Annotated in this window: 16 protein-coding genes; 2 read left to right on the top strand and 14 right to left on the bottom strand. The window is 69.7% G+C overall.

Features of this window, described 5'->3' with window-relative positions; all coding sequences use genetic code 11:
- Window positions 1-157: 157 nt before the first annotated feature.
- From ACF088_RS11465 to ACF088_RS11425, 9 genes are read right to left on the bottom strand one after another with little or no spacing between them, the layout of a single operon-like run.
- Window positions 158-1,726 (bottom strand): amino acid adenylation domain-containing protein, encoded by a 1,569-nt coding sequence (locus tag ACF088_RS11465; protein WP_392375432.1) that lies wholly within the window; start codon window positions 1,724-1,726, stop codon window positions 158-160.
- Window positions 1,723-3,273: a condensation domain-containing protein gene (locus tag ACF088_RS11460; RefSeq protein ID WP_392375431.1), complete on the bottom strand. Its 1,551-nt coding sequence runs from the start codon at window positions 3,271-3,273 to the stop codon at window positions 1,723-1,725. The genes ACF088_RS11465 and ACF088_RS11460 overlap by 4 nt, the downstream gene beginning before the upstream one ends.
- Window positions 3,270-4,028, bottom strand: a complete 759-nt coding sequence (locus tag ACF088_RS11455; protein WP_392375430.1) for a hypothetical protein — start codon at window positions 4,026-4,028, stop codon at window positions 3,270-3,272. The genes ACF088_RS11460 and ACF088_RS11455 overlap by 4 nt, the downstream gene beginning before the upstream one ends.
- Window positions 4,025-5,548 (bottom strand): alpha-amylase family glycosyl hydrolase, encoded by a 1,524-nt coding sequence (locus tag ACF088_RS11450; RefSeq protein ID WP_392375429.1) that lies wholly within the window; start codon window positions 5,546-5,548, stop codon window positions 4,025-4,027. The genes ACF088_RS11455 and ACF088_RS11450 overlap by 4 nt, the downstream gene beginning before the upstream one ends.
- The gene (locus ACF088_RS11445; RefSeq protein ID WP_392375428.1) at window positions 5,545-6,315 is read right to left on the bottom strand and encodes an NTP transferase domain-containing protein; all 771 of its coding nucleotides are present in this window, start codon (window positions 6,313-6,315) and stop codon (window positions 5,545-5,547) included. The genes ACF088_RS11450 and ACF088_RS11445 overlap by 4 nt, the downstream gene beginning before the upstream one ends.
- Window positions 6,315-6,965 carry a gamma-glutamyl-gamma-aminobutyrate hydrolase family protein gene (locus tag ACF088_RS11440; RefSeq protein ID WP_392375427.1) on the bottom strand — a complete coding sequence of 217 codons (651 nt, stop codon included), beginning with the start codon at window positions 6,963-6,965 and terminating at the stop codon, window positions 6,315-6,317. Before ACF088_RS11440 ends, ACF088_RS11445 begins: the two co-directional genes overlap by 1 nt.
- Entirely contained in the window at window positions 6,962-9,640 is a 2,679-nt protein-coding gene (locus tag ACF088_RS11435) for a PEP-utilizing enzyme (protein WP_392375426.1), read from the bottom strand. Before ACF088_RS11435 ends, ACF088_RS11440 begins: the two co-directional genes overlap by 4 nt.
- Window positions 9,637-10,866: an MFS transporter gene (locus tag ACF088_RS11430; protein ID WP_392375425.1), complete on the bottom strand. Its 1,230-nt coding sequence runs from the start codon at window positions 10,864-10,866 to the stop codon at window positions 9,637-9,639. Before ACF088_RS11430 ends, ACF088_RS11435 begins: the two co-directional genes overlap by 4 nt.
- Window positions 10,859-12,259 (bottom strand): acetyl-CoA carboxylase biotin carboxylase subunit family protein, encoded by a 1,401-nt coding sequence (locus tag ACF088_RS11425; RefSeq protein ID WP_392375424.1) that lies wholly within the window; start codon window positions 12,257-12,259, stop codon window positions 10,859-10,861. Before ACF088_RS11425 ends, ACF088_RS11430 begins: the two co-directional genes overlap by 8 nt.
- A gap of 610 nt (window positions 12,260-12,869) precedes the next feature.
- On the opposite strand from ACF088_RS11425, the gene ACF088_RS11420 reads away from it, so the two are divergent.
- A complete protein-coding gene (locus ACF088_RS11420) occupies window positions 12,870-14,264 on the top strand; it encodes a transcriptional regulator (protein ID WP_392375423.1) in 1,395 nt (464 codons plus the stop codon).
- A gap of 303 nt (window positions 14,265-14,567) precedes the next feature.
- Here the strand turns inward: ACF088_RS11420 and ACF088_RS11415 are convergent, their stop codons facing one another.
- From ACF088_RS11415 to ACF088_RS11395, 5 genes are all read right to left on the bottom strand, one after another.
- Complete coding sequence (locus ACF088_RS11415) at window positions 14,568-15,092, bottom strand: ATP-binding protein (RefSeq protein ID WP_392375422.1); 525 nt, start codon at window positions 15,090-15,092, stop codon at window positions 14,568-14,570.
- 624 nt (window positions 15,093-15,716) lie between these two features.
- A complete protein-coding gene (locus ACF088_RS11410) occupies window positions 15,717-22,073 on the bottom strand; it encodes an SDR family NAD(P)-dependent oxidoreductase (RefSeq protein ID WP_392375421.1) in 6,357 nt (2,118 codons plus the stop codon).
- A 35-nt stretch (window positions 22,074-22,108) separates the two neighbouring features.
- Entirely contained in the window at window positions 22,109-23,392 is a 1,284-nt protein-coding gene (locus ACF088_RS11405) for a beta-ketoacyl synthase N-terminal-like domain-containing protein (RefSeq protein ID WP_392375589.1), read from the bottom strand.
- Window positions 23,393-23,522: 130 nt separating this feature from the next.
- The gene (locus ACF088_RS11400; RefSeq protein ID WP_328687669.1) at window positions 23,523-23,729 is read right to left on the bottom strand and encodes a DUF5988 family protein; all 207 of its coding nucleotides are present in this window, start codon (window positions 23,727-23,729) and stop codon (window positions 23,523-23,525) included.
- Window positions 23,730-23,913: 184 nt separating this feature from the next.
- A complete protein-coding gene (locus ACF088_RS11395) occupies window positions 23,914-24,327 on the bottom strand; it encodes a hypothetical protein (protein WP_392375420.1) in 414 nt (137 codons plus the stop codon).
- 841 nt (window positions 24,328-25,168) lie between these two features.
- Between ACF088_RS11395 and ACF088_RS11390 the strand changes: the two genes are divergently transcribed.
- Complete coding sequence (locus ACF088_RS11390) at window positions 25,169-26,218, top strand: tyrosine-type recombinase/integrase (RefSeq protein WP_392375419.1); 1,050 nt, start codon at window positions 25,169-25,171, stop codon at window positions 26,216-26,218.

Here is a 26,218-nt window from a genome sequence, read left to right as displayed (position 1 = left end):
GGTGAACGACGCGAAGATCGCCGGACCACCCGACGTCTCACAGGCAGAGCTCGACCTGCAACTGCAACGCTCTCGTGCCGATGCGGGACACCCACAAGGGCCCGGGGGGCAGCAGGCGCTGCAGCCGGTGCGGGGCGGGACGACCGCCGCCCCGGGTTCAGCAGTTGATGTCCTTCGGCTCGGTTCGGGGCGGCGCTTGCGTCGGCCGGTGGGAAGACAGCATGTCGGCCAGTGCACGTCGGTCGAGCTTTCCGCTCGGCGTCAACGGAAGTGAAGGAAGCGGCCGCAGGATATCCGGCACCATATATGCGGGAAGAGAGCGTGACAGCTCTCGCCGTATCGTTTCCACATCCACTTCCGTGTGCGCCTGGGGAACGACCGCGGCAACCAGGACATGCGCGCCGGCCCGTGTCGGGCGCGCAATAACGGCCCCGTCGGAAACTCCGGAGACGGCCCGGAGCCGGAATTCGATTTCGGCGAGTTCGATACGGAAGCCGCGCACCTTGACCTGGTCGTCGTTGCGGCCAAGATACTCGATCCCGTCGGCCGACTTTCGGCCCACGTCTCCCGTCCGGTATTCCCGTGCCCATCCGTTCGGGGTCGGCTTCGTCCTGAATCGCTCGGCGGTCAAGGTGTCCCGATTCAGGTAGCCGAGTGCGATGCTCTCGCCGCTGATGCAGATTTCACCCTCGACACCGTCTCCGACGGGCCTGCCCGTCGGATCACAGACCTCCACCACGAGGTGCGGCAAGGCGTGCCCGATCGGCGATCTGACCTGGCCCTGCAGTGTCGCCGGGTCAAGGATCTTCGCGGTCGCGTAGATGGTCGTCTCCGTCGGTCCGTACAGGTTGACCGCCGTCGGGAGGTGCCCCTGCTGCTGATCGATATCGGCGAGGAACGCGGAGACTGTGGGCAGGTCGACGGATTCGCCGGCCAGGAGCAGGTACCGGAGACGCACCGGACGCGGCGCCCGGCGAAAAGCCAGCGCAAGGAAGCGGAAGACCGACGGAACCTGGCTGTACACAGTGACCCGTCGGCTGGACAGCAATTCCAGGAATGCTTCCGGTGACATGGCGGTCGCACTGTCGACGAGGACCGCGCAGCCTCCGGTTGCCCACGCGCCCCATAGCTCGGAGACCGAAACATCGAAGCTGAGCGAATGGCTGACGCTCCAGATGTCGTGCTCGTTCACCTCGACCAGTTGCAGGAAGGAATCGAGGAAATGACGCACGTGACGGTGCGTGATGAGGCAGCCTTTCGGCGTTCCCGTCGACCCGGAGGTGTAAATGACGTAGGCGAGCGCCGAGTCGTCGGTTGAAGCGGCGACCACGCACGCTGAAGTCGGCGCCAGAAGGGCCGGATCGACGAGCGTGACGTCGAGTCCGAGGGCCCCTGCACCGGCAGTCGGGCCCACGACCACCCGCACCCGGGAATCGTCCAGGATGAAGCGCACCCGCTCGGCCGGATGGCCGGGGTCGAGCGGGACGTACGCCGCGCCGAGCCGCAGGATCGCCAGCAGGCCGATTGCGGCCGAGGGACCGCGGTCGGCGAAGACGCCCACCAGGTCGCCTGGCTGAACGCCTTCACCGGCCAGGGCGTTGGCGGTGGCGGCCACCCGCATGTCCAGGTCGCGGTAGGTGTAGGACGTGTCACCGGCGCACAGCGCAACTCGTTCCGGGAAGCGCGCCACTGTCGTTGCGAAGATCTCGGACAACGTGGCGCTCATGGTGCGGTCACCAGGGTCCGGGTTGCCGAGTCGAGCAGGCGGTCGACCGGTGCGGTGGGGTGGTGCACCATGGCTTCCACCGTGTCGGCGTAGGCGCGGCACAATGCCTGTGCCGCCACCGGTGTCAGCGTGTCGGACCGGTAGAGGGCCCAGAGCGCCAGCTTCCCGTCCGGCTGCAGCGTCGCCGACATGTCGAAAGCACGGCGCGACGTTCGCGGCGGTATCGCCGCCGCCAGCGCACCGACCGTGTCCCCCAGCCGAAGCGACGGGGTGGCCATGCCCGGAGCGTCCTGCAGGGAAAACTTCATGTCGAAGTAGTCAGGATTCCCGGACAGATCGACCAGCTCCTCCATGTGTACCTCGGCTCGCGCATTCGATTCGAACCACCAGGCACGGCAGTGCTCGACCAGATCGGCGGCGGTCCCGGTGATCTTCTCGGCACGTGTCAGCCTTCCGTTGGCGATGTAGCCAATGGTGTTCGCGAGCTCTGGCAGGTAGCGGCTCGCGGTGGAGGAGCCGACGACCAGGTCGTCGTCGGTTCGCGCGGCGCGTGCCGCGATCAGGTAGGCGGCCAACAGCACGTGAAAAGGCGAAGCTGCTGCGGTGCGGGCCACGCGGCGCACACCCTCCATCACCGGCAGGCCGATCTCGGCCCGCACGGACTGCGCCAGTCCGGGGGCACCGGACGCCGCGCGCAGGCCGGGGTGCCACGGCTTGGGGCCCTGGTAGCCGGCGAGCCGGTCGCGCCACCAGTTGAGGGCGTCGTGCCGGGTGCCGCGCGCATCGAGGTCGGCCTGCCATCGCGCATAGTCGCTGTACCGGAGTTCCAGGGCGCCCGCCGGTTCCCGGCCTTCATATGCCGCCTCGATGGCACGCAACAGGACGTCGAGCGACCATCCGTCGAATATGGCGTGGCTTGCGCGCAGGTGCAGCTGGCGCCGCCCGGCCTCGTCGGTCTTCAGTTCGCAGCCGAACAGGTCCTGGTCGAGAACCCCACCGATACCCGAAGCGGTCCACGCCGCCCGTCGAAAGGATGCGGTGCCGGCCGGCGCAACGAGCTGGGCGTAGCCGTCTTGCTCGCGGATCAGGCGGGTACGCAGCGCGGGCTGCAGCTCGGCCGCGGCGGTCATTGCCCTGTGCAACCGGTCCGGATCCACGGCTCCGTCCAGCGTGAATACCCAGCCGAGGTCGTAGTGCAGATAGTGTCCCGGCCCGTCGAGCAGGGCGAGCATCGACCGCTGCTGCACCGTGACCGGGTGACGGCCGGTCACCGCCTCCGCCGGTAAGGCTGTGTCGTCGGCGGGCTGCAACGCATTCAGGCGGGACACGAAGTCGCTGAGCACGGGGTGGTCGAGGACCAGCCTGACGTCGACGTCGAGGCCGAGCGTCTCACGGATACGGGTGACGACCTGGACCGCCAGGATCGAGAATCCGCCGAGCTCGTAGAAGTCGTCGTCGCCGGTGATGTCGTCGAATCCGAGAAGCTGTGCCCAGATGTCGATGACTTCGTTCGTGAGGTCCGGCGTGGTGGTGTGCGCGGTCGTCATGACGGGATCTCCTCTGCGATGGGGGGTGAGATGTTCCGCAACGGGATCCGGGCCGCAAGGTGAGAGCGCAGGACGAGGTCGTCCATGGTGTCCATCAGCCAGAGCTCGGACAGCGGCAAGCGCACCGCGATGCGGTTCTGGTGGGTGGCCACGATGTCGCGGAGCTGCCGGTACGAGTCGCCGGTGACATCACCGGAGAGCTGCAGATAGCCGGCCAGGAGCGGACGGTGATCCGCGCCGGTCCGGGTGCGCAGTTGCGCGAGCGCGGTCGCGGATGCCACGTCGGATGCCTGTACCGGAAGGTAGATCCTTCCGGTGTTGAAGCGTCCGATCCACGGCCCGCGGACCGTCACTTCGATGCGTTGGTCCCGTGGGGCGGGGAATGCCGCGCCTTCTTCGAGTCCTCCGACGAGGGTGGCGTGCATGCGGTCGGCTCGCATGGCAAGTCCGGGCCACCAGACGAGCGACGCGACATCGCTGCGTCGGAGATCGTCGAGAAAGGCGGTGATACCGGTATCGGCAGCCAGCCGCCGGCTGTCGATCGGGATCACGGCCGACCGGATCGGTGGCCAGTACTCGGCCGCGCCGGCCTCGGGTCCCAGAGGTGCTCTGGCCCGGTTGTCGAGAAGAGGCAGTTGCCGTTCACGGTAGCGCCGGTCCAATGGCAGCGACCCGTTGGCCGCCCAGTCGTACGCGGCAGCCTGCCGGGACAGCTCCGTGAGGGGATCCAGCAGGGGGGCGGTTCCCTCGCTCATCGGCGGTCTCCGTGATCCGTGGTCAGCCATCGCACGCCGTAGGCGCGGACGGTGGTCGGTGCGTCCGACTCGGCTCGGCTCAGCAGGTCGCTCAGGCCCTCGGCCTCGTGCGGCACCGGCTGTGCCTCGTCCGTCACATTGACCAGGACCGTGATCTTGTCCGGCCCGCTGCCGCGGGTGAAGCCGAGGATCCCGGGCGGGGTGTCGAGCAGAGCGAAGGCGGCCTCCGGACGGAACGCGCCCGGATGTTGGGCACGGACATTCAGCAACTCGGCGATGCGCCGAAAGCACCGCGCAGCCGGTGACTGCGGCTCGGCCAGGAGCGCCGCGACGTCGAGGTGTTTCGCTCTCCCCCCGGCCCGCGGCTCGGCGTGCTCGCGCGCCAGCACCGGGTCATACGGCAGGGCGAACAGCGAGGGCAGATAGATCTGTGCGACGCCGGGCAGCGTCAGCGCGATGGCTTGTGCGGCGATGTGCCGATCGAGCCCGGCCCCCGAGTCGGCGAGCAGGCTGCCGAACGTGGTGTTCAGCTCGTACACGGCACCGTTACGGACCTGAACGCCCCCGCCACAGCGCTGCGCCCGGGCGGCGAGGGCATCGACGGCCTCGGCCGGCAGCGGGGGGTCGTGGGGGCGCAGGTAGAGGCCGTCATGGGTAGCGGTGATGTTGATTCCGCTCGGCTGCCGCCCGGCCGGCAGGGCGGCCAGCCACGTCCGCAGTGCGGCGCTGTCACCTGCCAGCAGCGTGTGCGCGACGAGTGGTGGAAGGGCGTAGCGGTAGGCGGCGTCGGCTCCGGTTCGCCGCCGGTAGTCGAGGTGTGGCGCCAGGTCGTCGTCGACTTCGGCGATGACATAGTTTCCGGGGGCCCGGCGACGGGCGGCAGCGACCAACTGCCGGGCGACGTCGAACGTCCCGTCGGCGTGGATGCTGAGGCTTCCCGGTTCTTTCCAGGCGAACGCGAGTGAGTCGAGCCGCACCGCCGCCCCGGTCCGGTCGACCAGCCGGGTGAGCTCGTCGGCCATCGCCGCCAGCACCTGCGGACTGCGGTAGTTCAAATCGATCTGGCCGCGGCCGTACGACGTCCATACGTCCACGGGCCGACCGGTGTGGTCGCTGAATTGCGACACGGGCAGCCCGGCCCGCGGGCGGGCGAGTTTGCCGAGATCCCAGCTGGGCTCGACCCGGATGAAGAAGTCGGTGACCTCTTCGTCGTTGGCGAGGAACCGGGTGAACCAGGGGTGGCTCGCGCTCACGTGGTTGACGACGAAGTCGAGAATCAGCGTTGCCGACGTCGACAGCGCTTCGATGTCATGCCAGGTGCCGAAGACGCTGTCGACCGTGCTGTAGTCCTGGACGGCGAACCCGAAGTCGCCGGTTGCCAGGTACGGCGGCAGCAGGTGCACCGCGTCGATGGCGCCGTCGAACCGTCCGACGAACCTGGTGAGTGCCGCCAGACTCGACTCGCCTGTATCCGCCTTCACATGGTCCGGATATGCCTGCAGGATCACTGAAGGTGTCACTGGTCGGTCCCGCTTTCGGCAATTCGGCACAGCCGGTCGAGCTGCCCGTCGGCGTGGAGGGTTCGGTACAGCTCCAGATCGGTCTCCGTGTCGACCTCGAGCCAGCCACCGGCCACCGGAATCGCAGCGACCGCCGGCCCAGCACTGATCATCTGGTCGACGAGCGTCGTCATGTCCATCTGATCCCGGGTGGCGGCCGGCATCGCCCGTAGCCAGTCGATGCCTTCGGCCCGCAGCCGGAGCACGCCCATGAATTGCGCTTGCACGTCGCCATAACCGGCCGGACGACCGCCGATGCGGGTGATGCGACTGCCGTCGGCGGACAGCAACAGGGTTTCCGCGTCGGCGAGCGGATCTGGCATCCGGTGCTGCCAGAGCTCCCGCCAGCCGGTGTTGACCGGCAGTACGCATGCCGCGTCGCTCGGTGCGAGGGCGGCCGCTATCACCTTCTGCTCGAAGACGATGTCTCCGTAGACGACCAGGACGTCGTCCGGCCAGCCGAGAGCATCGAGGCCGACGCACAAGCTGCCCACGATATTCGTGCTGGTCGCCCGTTCGTTGACTATCACCCTGTCGGCCGGCGGGCGGAGCTGGCCGGACCGGGTGCCGCCCACGACCGTTGCCGACACCGCCGGAAACGCGGCAAGCACACGAAGGGAGCGCTCCAGAAGGCTGGTGCCGGCCAGCTCCACCAGGCACTTGGGGCGATCGGCGGCGTACCGTCCAAGGCGGGTGCCTTCGCCGGCGGCCAGAACCAGTGCATCCATCAAGAATTCCTCGCGAATAGACGAACCAAGAGAAGATCGAGTGACACGGTGTTGCCGGGCCGCTCCGGATGCCACAGAACTCCCACTTCACGCGCGGCCCGGGAGCTGAACGCCTCGACCGTGCCATCACCGGCACACGCGAGGGTCACGAGGCCCTCCGGCTCTCCGGTGCATCGGTAGGCGTGAAAGGAGTTCACCACTCCGGGGCATATGCCTGCGGTGATCCCGTCGGCGGTGGGAACGAGTTCATGCGTCCCGGATGTGTGGCCGGTGACCGAGGCGAGGCTTCCGCCGGCGTCCCGCCAGAGCAGCTGTGCTCCGCGGCATACCCCGAGGACGGCGCGGCCCAGTGATCGCGCCCAGTCGAGGCCGATCCGCTCGACCTGCTCGCGGACGGGGTCCGGTGCTTGACCACCGGGTGTGCCGGAGAGGTCACCACCACCTGACAGGACGATCCCGGCCGAGGAGGTGCCGTGGCGCAGGGCGAGCTCGGCTGCGTCGGGGTCATTTGGCAGGGGGACCAAGCGGATTCCCCATCGCTGCGCCCCGTCATGCCATCGACGGTCGAGCCCGTCGTGTCCGGCCGCGTCCGGGCCTGCGGAGACGAGGCGTTGGGTGATGAAGACCGGGAGTGGCGTCGGGCCGGTCATAGCGGCATGACCCGGCGTGCGCCGCAGTCCAGATCGATCGCCGTCTCCCGCACGATGCTGTGGAACAGTTTCTCGCCGACGCCGATCGCAGCGGGAACGGACAGCTCCGCGGCCCGGATGGCCATGTGGGAGTTGGCGCCGCCGTAGCGCGTGACGAGCCCGGCGATCGGATAACCGAAGATCCAGTCGTGGCCGGGGTCGGCCGCCTCGATGACGACCACCGATCCGCTGGGGTCGGTGACACTTCCGTCGATGACGGTGATCGGCGCCCGTACACGGCCGTGTCCGATGAAGTTCGGTGCTGCCGGACCCACCTCGAACCAGCGCAGGCGGTCGGGGCCGTCGCAGTATTCGGGTAACCGGACGTGCGCGCTGTGCTCGAAGGCCCGGCGTCGGGCAGCGGCCACTGCCCGGAGCTGCCCGACGTCGGCGGCCCACTCACCGGGCGGCACCCACAGATCGCCGATGCGCAGGTACGCCAGTTCTGCGCGGGAGACGCCCAGCGCCTCATAGTGACCGGCGATCGTCTCCAGGGCATCGGAGAGATGCCTGGTGAAGTCGAACTTCACCCGCTCGCGCAATTCGATGGCGGCACTGATGAACCGTGCGAGTTCGACCGCCGGCAGGTCGACTCCGAGGCTTCGCAGCGCATCGGAAACCTGGCCGGTGCTCGCGGTCGGCCAGGGCAATGTACTGGCTACCGCGGCGTGCGGACGGGGCTGGGCGAAGTGCGCCAGGAAGCTGTCGGGATCACTGCCGTACGTGGGCGACTCGATGTCGTAGGTCCCGGGTCGGAGGTGACGATAGCGCGACAGGAACTCCGACCACGGCAGCCGCCCTGCCGCCACCTGCTGACCGTCACTGACCAGCTCGTTGGACACGGTGTGCAAGCTGGTCATGAACGTATCGAGGTGATCGGACGTGCTCAGGCCGACATCGACGAGGGTGCGTACGAAGGACATCGCGACGAAGCCGGCACGGGCGGCGTCCGCGAACGTCGGAGTCCCGTCACACCGGATGAAGGCCAGCTTGCGCTCGGCGGTGGCCAGATCCGGTACATCGGAGTCGATCCTGGCCGAGCGCTCGAAGTAAGTCGCCGCCTGTTGCGGAATGTCGAGGGCCCGGAGGGTGACCGAAAGCAGACCACGACGGAGCGCTTCCACCTGATCGGCGGTGAACCCGGCGGCGCCGAGCCGGGCGGCGTTCTCGGACCATCGGAAGTCGAGGCAGGTCGCCGCGATATCGAATTCGATCTTGTCGTGCAGGTGCGGTGCTCGCCGGAGGGTGTCCGTGTAGTGCCGGACGAGGCGCTCCGCGAGAGCGTCGTCGACGGTCGCCGGTATGAAGGAGCTCAGGGAGGCCCGCACATCGACGAACGCGTACCCGGCGACATCCACCATCAAGGGAACGCCCCGCAGGTCCCGGTATCCGAGGCGACGCCGGCTCTGCGCCCACACCTCATCGGTGATGAGGTACTCGTACAGCGACCGAGCCAGCGGTTTGGGGCGAAACCCGATCATCTCCGCGGGGTTCCAGTCCGACATCCCGCTGAGTTGCACTCCGGCACCGAGCGTCCGGGCCGCGCGGACGCCGGCCATGCCGCGTTTCGCGGTGTGCACACCGATGGCGTAGGAGGTGTCCGGCATGGCCTCGTGAGGTGACCTGCCACCGAGCCGGCGCACCTGTAGCAGAACGATGCCGTCATACTCGGCTGTCAACGCGAACTCGATGTCCAGCTCGTCACAGCCGATGAGTTCTTCGAGCTCCCGGGCGAGTGAGGTGGCCGAGGTCACCCAAGCCGGCAGGTCGGTCACGGCGGGAGCGTCCCGGGCGACATAGAAGGTCCGGCTGTTGCCGCTGCCTCCGGTCACCGTGTCGGTTCGGCCGGATGAGTCATCACATTCGATGACGTAGTACGGCGCCTTCGTCAGGAGCTCTCGGGTGGTGATGACGCCTGCAGCCTGCACCGAAGTGAGGGCCGGCTGGATGAGGATCTCGTCGCCCGGCCCGGGCTGGAGGTAGGAGGACCAGACCCGGGTGCAGGCGGCTTCGACGGCCTCCCGGTCGCGGGGGTCGATGCCGATGACCGACTCGTATGCGCCGGCTTTGGACTCCAGCCAGGTGTCCTCGGAAGCGGCCGAGCTACGCACCACGATGAGCGGAACGCCGGCGAACTGCGTGGCGATCTCCTCGACCACCTCGGGTTTCGCCCACCGCCAGCGGACATCGGTGACGGTCAGCTGGGGCAGGGTGTGCCCGCTGGTCAGCTTGTCGACGAGCCGGCCGAGAGTCTGTGCCTTGGTGCCGAGCAGGAAACGCGCCCGGGTGTCGCGGCCGTCGTCGTCGGTCCAATCGGTGACCTCGATGCGGACCGGGCAGCCGGCTCCTTCCGCACAGACCGCGCGAGCCAGCAGGATTCCGTTGCCGAAGACCTCGACGCAAGCGGCATCGTCGGCCGGTGGCGTGGGGTGCGGCAATCGGAAGAAAGCGTGCCGGTACAGCGTCACCGAGGCGCCGGCCGGCAGCCCCAGACGGGAAAGTTGATCGCGTGCGTGTTCCAGCACCGCCGCACGCCGTCGTGGATGGGTCGCGGGTGGGATCAGGTCGTCTGCCCAGTCCAGGCAGAACTCGCCCAAGGTTGCCGCTCGGCCGAGCTGTGGCAGTGCCGAGGTCACTCCGTCACCTCCCCGGCCGTGGCGTCCATGGCTGCGCGCAGCCGGGCGCAGACCAGCCCCAAGACGAGGATCACCACGAGCATCGCCACCCAGTACCCGGTGAACGACAGATATCCGGCGGCGAACGCGGCCGCGGCACTGCCGACGGTGCTGCTGCCGGTGAAGGCGGCGCTGAATGCGGAACTGTACGCACCGCGTCCCGAGGGCGGTGAGATGTCGAGCAACAGGACCGGAAAGGCCGGGCTGAACAGGCATTCACCCAGCCCGAAGAGCGCGGCGAAAAGGAACATTCCCACGACCCCGTAACCGCCGAGGCCACACACGGCAGCGATCAGCGCGGCTACTGCCCAGAGCGCACACATCACCAGCGGCAGCTTCTGCACAGTGAGGCGACGGGCGACCCGTGTGATCGCCAGCTGGGCGCCGACGATCACGGCGGTGTTGACAGCGACGAAAGCACCGACCGTCCACGAGGCCGCATGAAGTGTGTTGAGCAGCAGGAGCGGCGCGGCCGTCTCCAACTGGGCGAAGCCGGCAATCATGGCAATGCTGGCCGCGGTGAGCAGCAGACGCAGCCGTCGATCGCCCAGTGCGCCCACGATTCCTCTGGACGACGAACTGTCCGAAGACCCCGCTGCCTCGGCCCGGGTGACCAGCAACACCGTCAGGCCGAGCACTGCGTACGACAGCCCGTTGAGCGTGAACGCCAACTGGTAACCACTCGCCTGATGGGTATGCGTGGCCCATGCGCCCAGCAGCGCGCCCACTCCGAGGCCAAGGTTGATGATCATGTAATTGACGCTGAACAAGCGAGGCCGCTCGGCGGCCGGACCGAACCCTCGCATCAGGCCCGGTAACGCGGCGTTGAACACTCCATTGCCGGCCCCGATGATCACCAGCGGAAGCGCGACGAATGTCGTGCGACCGGCGAGCAGCACATAGCCGCCCAGTTGGAGCACGGTCCCGACGACAACAACGATGCGGCTGCCGAACCGGTCGATGACGCGGGCGACGGAAAGGGCGCTGCCGAGATTGGCCAGGGCCAGCAAGCTCAGTAGAGCGCCGGTGACCGCCGAACTGTGTCCCAGGACCGTGTGAAGGTAGTAACCGAGGAGGGGTAACGCGAGCCCGGTACCGATGGATGACGCGGCAAAAGCTGCCCAAAAGATCCATAATCGGGGAATCGCCGCAGCCCGAATACCCCGATCCGCGCTCAGCTCAGTCACGATGCTCTTCCCCGCTGTCCCGAGGGCCGCTTAACAGTTCGTGTGCATGCCCGAGTTCACGGGCGGGGATTCCCACCACGCCGTGGGCCGTCTCGAATTCGAAGACGAGCAGGTCCAGCGCTCGATCCACGGCAGTCACCATGGACTCAGGGTTGGCGGCGTCGCCGAAGAAACCACCGAGATTCATGGTCGCGACGCCGCCGGCGAGGCCCGTTCCCACTCCGACGAACGCGCGATAGGCCGTGATATCGGGAACCTTGGCAACCTCGCGGAGGCCTCGTACCCGCACGAGTCTGCTGGGACAGAGCGGCGCGGGGCAGTAATACTGGAAATACACCCGATCCAGCTCAAGCGCTTCGACCGTGACGGGCCGGCCGGCAGCGACGCGCCCGCCCAGCTCCACGAGGTCGAGCCCGGCGGCACGTTGCGCCAGTTCCGCCTGCAAGCCGCCGAGACGGCCGTTGACCTCGATGATGCGCGGGCCACTCCGGGTGAGTTTCACCTCGACATGCGCGAATCCTGACCGGATCCCGACGGCACCGACCGCGGCAATGGCAAGGGAGCGGACTTGGTCGGCCTGGGAGTCGGTCAGATTGGCCGGCCAGAACTGGCCCGTCTCCCGAAACGGCGGCAGCTGGGGAAATTTCCCCGAGATCATGAGGACATCCACGGCTCCGTCGATGACGAGACATTCGACGGACACGTAGTCACCGAATCGTCCGTTCGGTTGGCCGACCAGGTACTCCTCCACCACCAAAGAGTCCTCGGCGCCGTCCAGTAGCTGCGCCACCAGTGCCGTGCCCTGTGCATCGTCCGTGATGTGAAAGGTATTTCGGCTCGCCGCACCGCGCATCGGCTTGACGACCGCCGGCAGGCCGACAGCGGTCACCGCTTCGGCCCACTCGGAAGCGTCACCGATGCGCCGACAGCGCACCGGCGACACGTCTGCACCGGAAAGCGCCATACGTTGCGCATACTTCTCGGTCAGCCTGGTGAGGGTGGGAGCGTCATGGAAAGGCAAATCGAGTGCAGCGGCCAAAGCACCGGTCAGCGGTAGCGCAGCCTCGCTGAACGTGACGATTCCGGCGACATTGTGGGTTTTCATCTCGTGCACTGCGTGGTCAAAACCATGATCGAGCGTCACCAGGTGACCCGCCTGAGCCAGCAGAGGGCGGGCGGCCGTGGCCGCTGCAGAGGGCGCCGCCACCAGAACCGCCGGGCCGATCTTCCGGACTGCGGCGCCGATCTCCTCAGCAGAGGCTGCGCCCGAGTCGTAGACGACCGCAAGAGGACCGGGCGGGCTTGCCGATCCCCCATCGGACCTCGCCGGCGCCTCATACCGGTCGATGCTTTTTTTGCGCGCAGCAACACGCTGGTGAATCTCGTTGATCACCGAACCTCCCCCGTTCGGTGACGGACCATACATAGATCGTTCACACGGCACAAGGGAATTCGATCTCCGCCGTGGATCACCAAAACCACTTTGATCTTGAGCGCCGGAGCAGCTCCGGAGGCCCGTGCGGAGGCCGGTGAAACACCATCCCGTCGCAGTTCACAGCCAAGGCCGTCGCTTTGCGCCCGTCCCGGCCGGCAGCGGCAACCAAGTCGGCCGCCGAGACTCCGGGGGCAACGCCGAAGCCGTCCGCAACTGGCGCCAGATGGCCGAAATGCGGTGCACGGGACACCTTGTCGCACGGCACCACATACTTCGCTCCGCTCGCAGTGGCCGGCGATCCACCCGCCGGCGCTCGACGGGAGAGGTTGTGCGCCGTGTGGAGTGGTGGGCGCCGGAGGGGCCGGCAAGGGCGCAGGGGACAGCCCGGCGCGAGCGGGGGATGACCGGAGCCCTCGGGTGCGCCTGCGCTACTGCGCGCAACGTCCAGGTGACTACTTGACTTTGGTCATCGCGATTCAGTCCCGCTTGTTGGGTATTGACTGTTCCATCCCGTTCTCTCTGGATATGCCAACGTGAACCGTTGGCGGCATGTGCTTGGAGGCGAACCATGGCCGCCCGACCACTCGTCGCGCGTCAGACCAACCAGCGACTGCGGTCCCTCATCCAGGAAGCCTCGCTGTCCAACTCCGCTCTGGCCCGCCAGGTGAACGTCCTGGGAGAGGCACAGGGCCTGGACCTGCGGTACGACAAGACTTCCGTGAGCCGGTGGCTGGGCGGTCAGCGGCCCCGCGGCCGGGTTCCCGCCATCATCGCCGAGGCGCTGAGCGGCCGGCTGGGCCGTACGGTCTCGACGGAAGAGATCGGCATGGCCAACGGCAACAGCGTGACGTGTGGGGTCGGGCTCCACTTCGCGGCGACCGTGGAGGACGCGCTGGAGCAGGTCCGTGAACTATGGCATATGGACGCCGAATCCCGGGGGCTGCTGTCCCGTTCCGCCATGACCGCCTCGGCGTTGGTGGAACCCAGCAGGGACTGGCTGATCAGCTCCCCGGACCCGCAGGTGGCGCGCAGTTGGCGGCTGGGGCCGCGGGTGGGGATGACCGATGTGGAGCTGGTGCGGGCGACCACCCAGGCGCTGGCCGAACTCGACCACCGGGTCGGCAGCGGGTATGTGCGGCCGGTGGTGGTCTCGTGTCTCAGCAGTGTGCTGTCCGGGCTGATGGAGGGGAGTTACGGCGAGACCACGGGGCGGCAGTTGTTCGCGGCGGCGGCCCGGCTGACGGAGTTCGCCGGGTACACGGCCCTGGACACCGGGCAACCGGGCCTGGCGCAGCGGTATTACATCCAGGCGCTGCGGCTCGCGCAGGCCGCGGATGACCGTTGCTACGGCGGTTATGTGCTGGCGGCCGGTCTGAGCCATCTCGCCGTCGGCGCCGGCTGCGCCAGGGAAGCGGTGCAGCTCGCACGGGCCGCGCAGGAGGGCACCCGGGGGCGGGCCCCGCTGGCCGCACAGGCCATGTTCTACGCGACCGAGGCCCGCGGCTACGCGATGCTCGGGGACGCGCGGATGTGCAAAATACTGGTGGACAAGGCCACGGACGCCATGGCGCATGTCGTTCCGGGGGACAGTCCCGAGTGGATCGCGCACTTCGACCGGGCCTATCTGGCGGATGAACTGGCCCACTGCTACCGGGATCTGAAGCAGCCGCGTCCGGCCGCCCGCCGGGCCGAGGAGGCGCTCGCCCGGCACCCGCGGACCCGGGTGCGCCGCCGGGCCATCGATCTGCTGCTGCTCGCTTCGGCGTTGGTGCAGGCCGGTGACGTCGAGGAGGCGTGCCGGGCCGCCGTGCAGGCGGTGGCGTTGCTCGGCCGGCTGAAGTCGGCGCTCGGCGAGCGGTACTTGCAGAGCTTCCGGGATGAGCTGAGGCCGTACGGTGACGCGCAGCCGGTGCGCGAATTCGACGCCCTGGTCCAGGAGAGCGGCGTGCGGGTGCCCCGGTGACGCACGCCCTGCGCAGGGCGGAGGAGCGGGCGGGCCGCCGCTTCGTACGGGTGCCGACGGCCGGCCTGCTGGTTCCGTCCCGCGGGGAGGTGGTGCGGAGCCGGTGCCTGCCTGGCCGTCGGCGGTAGGGAGCCACCCCGGAAGGGGCCGTGCAGCGGCGGATGCGTACCGGTCGCCGGTGGCGGTCCGGCCGGCCGCCTGGGGTGAGGTGCGGTGTGCGGGCTTCGGCGGGGCGCGGGCTTCCGGCCCGCCGGAAGGACGCGTCACCGGGTGGGGGTCCGGCCGGCCGTCGGGGCGGGTGCGTTACGGCGCCATGCCGCTGCGCACACCGGTTGTCAGCGGTATCGCCGCCCATACGGTGCAGCCGTTGTCGGCCTCGGTTCTGCGGCCCCATCGCGAGGAGGACTTGGCGACCAGTTCCAGGCCGCGGCCGTGCTCCTGGGCCTGGCCCGGGCGTCGCATCCGGGGCACCGACGGTGTCCCACCGCGGTCGTGCACCTCGATGTGCAGCAGACTCTCGGACCTCCATATCCGGCAGGTGATGTGTCTGCTGGCGGAATACTGAATGGCGTTGGAGAAGAGTTCCGACAGAACGAGCAACGCCGGATAGCGTGTGTCGTCGTCATGGATGTTTTGCCCGTCGAGCCAGGCGCGGGCCAGGTTCCGGCAGACCGGCACCGCCCGCTTCACCGCCGGCAGACGAAATACCACACACTGCACGGAACGCCAGCAGTCGGCGGGAATCAAGGCGCCCCTTCCCTGGGGCCAGCTCGCGATATGCCGCGCGGTCACCATGACTTCGGCCGAATGCGTTGTGGTGGGTAACATGACTACCCCTTTCGTACGTGCCTCATGGACCTCGATGCCGCTTTCGCCTCATGAAACACGGCCAGCGCCATCGCTCGATCTGCCCTGGCGGCGGCCTTCGCAGTGCGCCGCGCCGCCTCCGGTGCGTACCGGGCCGCTTTCCGACCTCACTCCTTCCCGATAATTCAAGCATTCCGGGAGTCCGCCCGGAAGGCGCGCAGTGCAGCGACGGGAGCGGGGCGGGGATATGGCGACGCGAAATAATATCACCACAAAAAAACGGTTGCGCATTACCGTCATTGGAATTGACGGTAATGCGCGGAGGAGTGCCGGAGTCCGGGCGGCAAGAATCTACCAGAAATCACGGCGGTTCGGAATTGTGGCATCCGTTTACGTGAAATGAGGAGAGAGGTGAGGTGGGTGATTTCGTGGGTGATTCGCGGGTTTTCTTGTGCGGTCCGGGGCGTGCGGCCTGGGGGTGGGCCCGGGCCGGAGAGAGAGGAGCGGACGTGCCCGCCCCGGACGCCCCTGACCCGGCCCCGGACGCCCCGGCCCCGGCCCCGGCCCCGGGCAGGCCGACGCCCGGCAGGCCGACGCCCGGCGGGCCGGTGTGCAGCCCGCCGGGCGTGTGCGGTCCCCGATGGCCTACGGGGCCAGGTGCTGGTTCGCCGTCAGTTCCAGGCCCAGATGCTCGGCGATACCGGCGGCGAGGGCGGCGAGGGTCGGGTGTTCCCAGACGAAGTTTCTCGGCAGGGAGATGGCGAAGGAGCGGTCGATGCGGACGCGCAGCTCCATGGCCAGGAGGGAGTCGAATCCCAGCGACTTCAGCGGGGTCTGCGGGTCGAGAGAGCTCTCCCCCAGCCGCAGCACGTCACGGACGTGGCCCGCCAGATGCCCTTCCAGCGCGGCTCTCCTGGCCAGGCCGGGAGGCAGTGCGGTGAGCCGGGCACGCATGTCCTCGGTCTCCTCGGGCGGCGGGGTCCGGTCCGCCGGTGCCTGATCCGACATCCCGCTGAAGAACGGGAGATGACGGCCGGCGGGCGGAACCCAGGTGTCCGGCGGGCCGGGAATCACCCCGGTCTGCACCCACCGGCGGGCCAGCAGCGTCCGCAGAGCCGCCAGACCGTGGTCCGTGGGAATGGTGCGGTAGCCGCGGCGGCTGAAGTCGGTGGCGACACCGATCTCGCCCCACGGGCCCCAGTTGACCGCCACGGTGGGCATTCCCTGTGCGGAGCGCCAGGCCGCGAACCCGTCGAGCCAGGAGTTGGCCGCCGCATAGGTGCCCTGGCCGGGGTTGCCCAGCAGTGAGGCCATCGAGGAGAACGCCGCGAACCAGTCCAACGGGTGGTCCCGAGTGGCGTGGTGGAGATGCCAGGCGCCGACGACCTTCGGCATCCAGACCCGTTCCAGCTGCTCGTCGGACGCGTTGGTGATCACGGCGTCGTCCAGCACCATGGCGCAGTGCACCACCCCGCGCAGCCGGAATCCCCCGGTCACCGCCGTGGACACCAGCCGCCGGGCGACATCCGGATCGGCGATGTCACCCAGGACCACCGATACCTTCGCGGTCCTGCCGATCACCGTGGCGAGCAGCTGCGCGACCTCGGGCTCCGGGGCGCTGCGGCCGTTGAGCACCACGTGGCCGGCGCCGTGCGCGGCCAGCCATTTCGCCGTGGCCAGGCCCAGGCCGCGCAGTCCGCCGGTGACGATGTAGGCGCAGCCCTCCTCCACGGGCAGGTCCCTTTCGGGCAGCACCGCGGGGGCGTCCCCCTCATCGGGCACGGTCAGCACCAGCTTGCCGATGTGGTCGGCGGCCGCCATGGTGCGGAAGGCCGTGGTGGCCTCCGCGAGCGGATACTCCGTGCAGTGCAGGGGCTTGAGCCGCCCCTCCTCGAACGCACCGAGCACCTCCTTCCACACCGAGGCGAAGGTGTCGGGGCGGTTGCGGTGCAGCTCGATCAGGTCGACGGTGCTCAGGGTGACGTTGTGCCGCAGCGGCAGCATCCCCAGGGGGGCATCCGCCATGATGTCGCGCACCCCCAGCTCCACGAACCGGCCGAAGGGGCGCAGCGCCTCCAGGCCGGTGCGGATGGCCGCTCCGGACAGCGAGTTGAGGACGACGTCGACGCCTTCCCCGCCCGTCGCCTCGCGGGTGCGTTCGCCGAACTCCAGCGTGCGGGAGTCCATGACATGGCGGACGCCCATGCTCCGCAGATAGCGGCGCTTGTCCTCGCTGCCGGCCGTGGCCAGCACCTCCGCGCCCAGCAGCCGGGCCACCGCGATCGCCGCCAGGCCGGTGCCGCCGGTGGCCGAGTGGATCAGCACCCGCTCCCCGGCGGCGAGCCGGCCGACCGAGCGCAGCGCGTACCAGGCGGTCAGGAAGGCGATCGGCAGCCCGGCCGCGGCCACCGGTTCGATGCCGAAGGGAATGGGGGCGACCGCGTCGGCGGGGAGGGTGAGGAAGGAGCCGAAGGCCCCGCCGCGCAGATCGACGGCGATCACCTCGTCCCCGACCTGGGGGCGCTCCACCCCGGCGCCGACCGCGCTCACCACACCGGAGCATTCGAATCCGATCCGGTAGCGGACGTCCAGGTCGCCGGGGAGCAGGCCCATGGCCGTGAGCACATCGCGGAAGTTCAGGCCGGCGGCGGTGACCCGCACCTCGACCTCGCCCGGCCCCGGTGCGCGCCGGCCGGTGGCGGCGTACTCCAGGCTCGACAGATCGCCCAGCCGGCTCGCGCGCAGCCGGAAGCCGTCCCGGCCGTACCGCACGGTGCACGGGGTGGCGGCCTGGTCCTGCCCGCCGTCCGGCACGGCATGTTCCAGGCGGGCGACGTGCCGGCTGCCCGTACGCAGCGCGACCTCGTCGTCGTCCGCGTCCGCCAGGAGTTCCAGGGCCACGTCCTCGGGATCGGCGTCGTGCGGGTCGGCGTCCACCAGCACCGGCCGGATCTCGGGGTGTTCCAGCGCGGCGACCCGCAGCAGTCCGCGCAGCGCGCTCTGCCCGAGGTCGACCTCGTCGTCGGGCAGTACGCTGCGGGCGCCCCGCGTGACGACGTACAGGCGCGGTGCCGAGGAGGTGGCAGTGATCGCCTGCACGGCGCCGAGCAGCCGGCGGGTGCGCCACAAGGACTGCACGGTCGGCTCCCCGCCCTCGGCGCGTCCGCACACCAGCACCACCCCGCGCGGGGTTTCGAGGGTGGCGGACAGGCGGCCGGTGAGGGCATCGCGGAACGCGGCGAGCGAGGTGTCGTCCAGCGGGCGGTCCCAGACCACCGTGCGGGCACAGCGGGAGCGCAGCGCGGCGGCCAGCGCCTGGGCCGAGCCGTCCGCTTCGCCCACGACGACCCAGCTCCCCGGGGCGTGGCCACCGTCCGGTGCCGCCCGGGGTGCCGACTGCCAGCCGATGCCGAGGAGCCAGTCGTCGACCGCCGGGGTGTCGCGGGCGGCCCGCCGGGCGAAGCGCAGGCCGTTGACGACGAGGACCACGGCGCCGCTGTCGTCCAGGAGCCGGACGTTGGCCACGATGGCCTGTGCGGTGATCTCGCTGACGTGGGCGTGGCAGTACACGGCATGCGCGGGATCACCGAGGATGCGTACCGCCTGCATGCTCACCGGCAGCACCAGTGCCTGGTCGTCCTCGTTGATCAGCGGCGCCACGGCGAGCTGGGCGCAGACATCGAGGAGGACGGGGTGGACCGGCAGGCCGGACGGCGGGGTGCCGGCCTCGGGCGGCACCCCGACCTTGGCCCAGAAACTGTCGTTGTGGCGGCCGGTGTGCAGTTCGAGGACACCGGTGAACGCCGGGCCGTGCTCCAGGCCGCGCCGCCGCAGGCTGTCGTAGAGGGCCGCCGGTTCCAGGGGCACCGGGTGGCGCAGGCTCATCGCGTCGACGGATCTCGGCCGCAGCTCGGGCCGTACGGTCAGCCGGTGCAGTACCGCGTCGGCCTGCACCTCCCAGTCGCCGTTCTCGTTCCGGGCGAGGATCTCGCACCGTGCCCGGTCCGGTGCGGTCAGGGTGACGACGGTGGAGACCTCGGTGGCCTCGTCCAGCCGCAGCAGCTGGGTGAAGTGGACGTCGGTGACCTCCACTTCGTGCGGGGCCGCGCCGAAGACCTCACAGGCGGCGGCGAGCGCCAGCCCGCAGTGCGCCGCCCCGGGGAGGACCGCGTTGCCGTGCACCCGGTGGTCCCCGAGCCAGGGCAGCGCACCGGTGCCGGCGTCGGCACGCCAGCAGTGCCGTACGGGGTCGCCGGGGAATTCGGTGTGGTGGCCGGGCAGCCGGTCCGTGGGGGCTTCGGCCGCCTCCGCGGGCGGGGCGCCGGTGTCGGCCCAGTGGTGGCGGCGGTCGAAGGTGACGGTGGGGGCGTCCACGAGGCTGCCGTCGCCGTAGAGACGCCGCCAGTCCACCGGCACCGCGGCGCAGTGCAGCGCGGCGAGCTGGGTGCGGAACGTGGCCTGTTCGTCCTCCTCACGGCGCAGGGTGGGCAGCACGACGGGGTCCGTGACGAGACCGGCCAGGCTGCGCTCGACGGAGTGGGTGACCACGGGGTGGGGCGAGATCTCGGTGTAGACCACGTGCCGGTCGGCCGCCGCGGCCGCCACCGCCTCGGCGAAGCGCACCGGGCGGCGCAGGTTGTCGCACCAGTAGTCCGCGTCGAAGGCCGGCGTCCGGCCGGCGTCGACGACCGTCGAATAGAACGGCACCTTGGGCGACCGGGGGTCGAGACCGGCCAGGGCCGACCGCAGGGCCGGCAGCACCGGGTCCACCAGGGGGCAGTGCGAGGCGACGTCCACGGCGATCGGGAACACGGGGATCTGACGGGCCTCCCAGGCGGCGGCCAGCCGGCTCACCTCCGTGGTCCTTCCGGCCACGACGGTGGAGTCGGGTGCGGACAGGACGGCGACCGACACGGTGCCGGCCGGGCCGTCGGCGAGTTCGGCCCGCACCGTGTCGGCGTCCAGGCCGACGCTCAGCATGCTGCCGGAGCCCGCGATATCGCTCAGCAGCCCGGAGCGACGGCAGATCACCCGGACGCCGTCGGCCAGGGTCAGCGCGCCGGCCACCACCGCCGCCGCGACCTCGCCCATGGAGTGCCCGATCACCGCGGCGGGTTCGACGCCGTACGAGCGCCAGGTGGCGGCGAGGGCGATCTGGAGGGCGAAGAGGACCGGCTGGACCGTGCCGCAGCCGTGGACGGGCCGGCCGCCCCGCACCACATCGAGGACACCGACCTCGCTCTGCGCCCTGATGAGCTCGTCGACCTCGGTCAGTGCGTCGAGGAAGGCCGGTTCGGTCTTCAGCAGCCGGCGTCCCATGCCGGGCCACTGGGAGCCCTGGCCGGAGAACACCCACACCGGCTGCCGCGCCACGGCGGCGCCCACGGAGCCGGTCACGACCGCCGGGTGCCGCTGCCCGGCCGCGAAGGACCGCAGTGCCGTGAGGAGTTCCCGGCGGCCGGAGGCCACCACGCCCAGCCGGCCGTGGCCCGCGCAGCGCCGCAGGGCCAGGGTGTGCGCGAGATCGCGCAGCGGGACGTTCGAGCCGTCGCCCTCCATCCAGTCCGCGAGCCGGGTGGCCGCGGCCGGCAGGACGTCGGGAGAGCCGGCCGGCACGAGGAAGACCTCGGACGCGCCCCGGTCCGGCCGCCCGGAGTCCTGGTGCCGGGCGGAGGGATGTTCGGGAGCCTGTTCCAGCACGACGTGGGCGTTGGTTCCCGAGAAGCCGAAGGAGGACACGGCGGCCAGCCGGGTGGGTGTCCGCAGGGGCCAGGCGGACAGCTCGGTGGGGACGAAGAAGCGGGTGCCCGCCGCGGAGATGGCCGGGTTCCAGCGCCGGAAGTGCAGGTTCGCGGGGATGGTGCCGCGTTGCAGGCACAGCACGCTTTTGATCAGTCCGGTGACGCCGGCGGCCGGTTCCAGATGCCCCACGTTGGTCTTCACCGACGTCAGGGCGCAGCGGCCGGGCCCGTTGCCGTAGACCTCGGCGAGGCTGGCGAACTCGATCGGGTCCCCCACCGGGGTGCCCGTGCCGTGCGCCTCCACCATGCCCACATCGCGCGGGTCGACGCCGGCCTGTGCCAGGGCCTCCTGGTAGAGCGCCGTCTGGGCGGTCACCGACGGGGCGGCCAGCCCTTCGGAGGAGCCGTCCTGGTTGGTGGCCGAGCCGCGCAGCACCGCCAGGACCCGGTCACCGTCCCGTACGGCGTCGGAGAGACGTTTCAGCACCACGACGCCGCAGCCCTCGCCCCGTACGAAACCGTCGGCCCCGGCATCGAACGTCCGGCAGTGCCCGCCGGCCGACAGCATGCCCATCCTGTCGAAGGACCGGGTGATGCGGGGCTGGAAGCTCAGGGTGACGCCGCCGGCGAGCGCGAGATCGCACTCACCGGCCATCAGCGCCCGGCGGGCCAGGTGCACGGCCACCAGCGAGGAGGAACAGGCGGTGTCCAGCGCCACGCACGGCCCCTGCAGACCGAGCAGGTAGGAGATCCGGCCGGCGGCCACGCAGTGGCCGTTGGTCAGGATCGACCCCTCCAGTTCCTGGGGCTGCCCGGCCAGCCGGTCCATGTAGTCGCTGTAGCTGATGCCTGCGAAGACGCCCGTGGGGGTGCCGTTCATCCGGTCCGGTGGCAGGCCGGCGTGTTCCAGTGCCTCCCAGGTGACTTCCAGCAGCAGACGGTGCTGAGGGTCCAGGACGTCGGCCTCCCGGCCCGCGACGCCGAAGAAGGCGGCGTCGAAGCCCGTCACCTCGCGCAGGAAGCCGCCTTGACGGGGTGTCGGTGCCCTGCCCCCCGGGCCCGGGGAGTCCTCCGGGACGAGGCGCCGGCGCTCCGCGGGCAGTTCGCCCACCGCGTCCCGCTCCTCGACCAGCAGCCGCCACAGGGCCGCGGGCGAGTCGGTGTCGCCGGGGAGCCGGCAGCCCATGCCGATCACGGCGATCCGGTCTGTCTCGTGGGTGGGGCGCATCTCGGCTGTGGGGCCGTGCATATCGTTGCTCATCGGGTCTCCGTACGTGGGGGGTGGTCTGCCCGTGGTCACACGGCTTCCGGACTGCCGAGGAGAATGGCGTTCTTCACGCCGCCGACCTGGTAGTTGAAGCTCAGCGCGTAGTCGAAGTCGAGCGGCCGCGGCCGCACTCCGGGGACCGGGTCGAAGGGCAGTCCGTCGGCCGGCTGCTCGCAGTTGGCGGTGGGGCAGACCTGCCCTCGCTCCATCATCATCAGCGTCATGGCGACGCCCAGGCAGCCGGCCGGTGCGCCGTTGTGGCCGAAGCAGCCTTCCTGGGACGTCATCAGGACGTCGTTGTCGGCTCCGTACAGCTCCTTGATGGCGTTCGCCTCGAAGGCGGTGACGACGACGTTGCCGTCGCTGCCGCCGTGGACGTACGGCACATCGCGGAGCCGCCACCGGTCGCCGAGGCAGCGGCGGACGGCGGTGACGAGTTCCGCGCCGGTCTCGTCACATGCGAGGGGGTTGGCCAGCCCGTCGCGGGTCATGGCGGTGGCCAGCACCTGGCCGTAGACGTGCGCCCCGCGCCGGGCGGCGTGCTCCCGGCTTTCCATGATCACGGTGGCCGCGCCCTCGCCGTGGTTGATGCAGTCCGCCCGGCGGTCGTAGGGCCGCATGAGAGAGGTGAAGGACGGCAGCAGTTCCGGCATGTCGGTCGTGCGGAGGGCGTCGTAGGTCTGCTGGGCCCCGCCCAGCAGCCGCTGGATGTTCTGGATGAGGTGGACGTTGAAGACGTCGACCCCGGTCACCACCGCGACATCGACCTCGCCGTGGGCGATCATCCGCCGGGCGTTGCCGATCTGTACGGCGGACGAGGCGCAGCCGCACGAGACGGTGTAGCAGGGCCCGTTGGACTGCGTCAGCGCGGCTTGGACGAGGGCGACATCGGAGGGGGTCACGGCTTGCTGGGCCGCGACGAACAATTCCATGGCGTCCGCTGCGGAGGTCTTTCCGGGATCGGCACTCAGCACCGAAAGATAGCTTTCGACATTGGAGTCCACACCTCCGCGCCCGACCAGAATGGCGGCTTCACTCAATGCGCCGCCACAGAAAGCCAGCCCGGCATCGGTGGTGGCTTCCGCCATCGACACCAGCCCGAACCGGTGCGCCGGGGTGTAATGCTGGGAGAAGAACGGCGGGACGTCCGGGAGGCGTTCGTCGAACATCGCCTGGGTGAGCTCGACCGAGCCGTAGTAGACCTCGTCACGCTTGAGGCAGGATTGGCCGTTGGAGACGACGTCCCACATGTCATCGGCGGTGAAAACCGGCTCCGTACGCCCGGGCAGGCAGAACCCGACACCGGTCACCACGACATTCCGGCCGTCACTTGAGCTTGCGTCTTTACCAGATTCTCGGTTCACGACAGGACTCCGTCCCTCACGAGGTTCAACATGATCGTTCTCCTCTGCGCATCGCTTGCTTCTTCGGGACGCACAGCGCCTATTCGGCGATTCTTGTGCGGTAGCACCAGCGATACACGGGAACCGGCTCTCCGCCCAAGTCCGCGTATTCGCCGTAGAATTCGAAGCGTTCGTACCCGTTGCCGCGCAGGATCCTTATCGGGTCGCCCGCATTGTCGCGCGCATGCTGCGGCAGGCCGTTTCCCTCCGGCCCGTCGACCAGGATCACCATTCTTCTTTGCGCCATGCTGTCCTCCGGTGTTCTTTCGGAGTGGGTAGGTGGGGGCAGGCTTCAGTTGTGCGGTCGGGGGAGCCGGATGCAGCTCACCGCGGGGCGACGGCCGGAGCCGGACGGGGCCGGACGGCTACGGGAAGGGGACCGGGTTGCCCCGGGTTGCCCCGGGGGTGCGGCCGAAGGTGGCCGGCCGGACTCAGCGGGCCTGCTGCGCCTCGTGGCGGAAGCCGGGAAGGGGGGCGCCTGCCGGGCCGGGGGCGGCGTGCGGGGCACCGTCCCGGACCGCTGCGTCCGCGGCGACGGCCGGACGGGTGCGGGTACGGAGGTCTCCCACGGGGCCGGCGGCGTGGCCGGCGACGCCGCGCGTGGCGGTCGGTACGGTGCCGTTTCCGGTGGTGGGAGCGGTGCCGCGGACCGGGGAACTCCCCTGGCGATCGGGGACGTCGAGGGACCTCGCACGGTCATCAGGGGCGGGGGCGGCGTGCTCCCTGCCGGGAGCCGGGGTCGTGAGGGTGGTGCAGGAACGGGCAGATACCGGTGCTGTCACGGTGAGGCCCGGGGTCAAGGCGCGTAGACCGTTGACCCAGCGAAGGATGGAAATGGTTCGCATGAAGCCCCCTGACCGAAAGTGGGGGCCGATCAGCCGGTGCCGACGTATCGGCACCGGCTGACGGATCCAAAACCCTCTACCGGGGACGCCCATACGGCATCTCGGTCTGACCGCAACCAGGCGCTGAGCCGGGCCAACGGGTAGGCCAGGTGCCGCTCCCCGGAGAGGATGGGCGGCCCACCGGTTGGATGCGACTAGTTATTCATGCGGCTCGCCGGGCTACAACAGTCAACCGATAAGGCCACCCGTTCGGAGCAGCGCGAAAAGAACAAAGCCGTACCAACTTGCGCAATGACACGAGGAGATGCCTTTATTCCACTCATGACTGATGAAGCGTTTGATTGCTCACTGCTCCTGCTCGGTGGCGCAGTAGAACCGTGCGCAGCAGCAAGCTCGTCGCTTGTCATTCTTGTATGGGGAGCGCAGCGACAACTGACGTGCTGCCCATAGGCAGCGGAACCGACCGGCGACGGCGGGAGGCGCCGGAAGTCGCCGCGGCCTCGGCAACGTTCAGCCCGGCACGCGCAACTCCCCTCCTTCATAGTCCAGTTGGAGAGGCGTCCAACATTCTCCCGTAGCGGCGCGGAGTCATGGGAGATCGCCTTACGGGCCGTCCGCACCGGCGAGTTCGGCCCCTTTTTCGACCTTGGCCGACTGTTGTCCCCTCGCCCTCGGCGGACCGCACGCCAAAGCGCTCTGCGCCGGGGACCGCAGTTCACCGCACGCCCACCGGCATGAAGTCACCACGATTCCCCGGGAGCCGCTTTCACGCTCAAGAGCGCATCATGCCATCAGTTCCGGACGGCCGAATAACTCCCCAGCAGACAAGGGTGATTCGATAATGAACAATAACGCCGGGTGCCGGTTTCCCTGGGAGGCCGACACCCACACGATGTCGCTCGCCGACTACGGGGAACGGAGGTGGCCGGCCGCGATGCACGGTCTGGAATCCCTGACCATGTCCCCCTACCAGGCCGGATGGCGGCTGCGTGTCGTTCCCAGCATCGGGCACGTCCTGGTCCGGAAGGTCACCCGCCGCGTCGTCAACCGCGCCCTGCACTGCTGGATCGCCGACGAATGCGGCCTGTCGACGGTGAAGAACAGCCTCGCCGTGCTCGTGCGGGTCCTGGAACAGGCCGTGCGGGACGGAGTGCTCGACGCCAATCCGGCCCGGGTGGCCGGCTGGCAGCAGGAGTACCAGCGTGCACAGAGCGAACGCACCGCTCCCAGGGCGCTGGCCCTGCCCGACGTGCAGACGCTGGAGCGGCTGGCGGCCACTCTCGTCCAGCGGTCCTCGGACGGCTACGAGGGGTGGGGCGACATCGTCAGGTTCGCCGCCTGGACCGGTACCCGCTTCAGCGAAGTGTCCGCCCTGCAGGCCCAGGACATCGATATGAGCACCTGGACCTGGCAGGTCCAGCGTTTCACCGTCTCCGAGCCGGAGGGCCTGGACGACCGTGCCTGCCGGGGCAGGCACCACCGGGTGGTGCCGCTGCGGCCCGCCGCGCGGGAACTGGCCGCCGGCCGGCTGGAGGCGGCGCGTCACACCCCCGCGGCCCGGCTGTTCACCGGTCCGCACCGGCGCCGGTTCACCGCCGCGGTGCTGCGGGACTCGACCCGCTGGGACGATGTGGTTGCCGAACTCGGTCACGAGTACCTCCGACGCCAGGATCTGCGCCACACCGGGCTGACATGGATGGCGGACGCAGGGCTTCCGTTGCCCTTGCTGTGCGGCGCCGCCGGGCGCCCTCCGCAGGACGCCCGGCGCTACCTGCCCCCCGACGGACCGGTGCGGTCCGGGGAGAGCCATGGGGAGCCACCGGCGAGTTCGGCCCCCGCCCGTACGACGGGCGGGGGCCGAACCGCTTTCCGGCGTCCCCCCGCGGGGTGA

The organism is Streptomyces sp. NPDC015125, from assembly GCF_043080045.1.
Taxonomy (GTDB): Bacteria; Actinomycetota; Actinomycetes; order Streptomycetales; family Streptomycetaceae; genus Streptomyces.
This window is presented reverse-complemented; position numbering and strand designations above follow the sequence as displayed.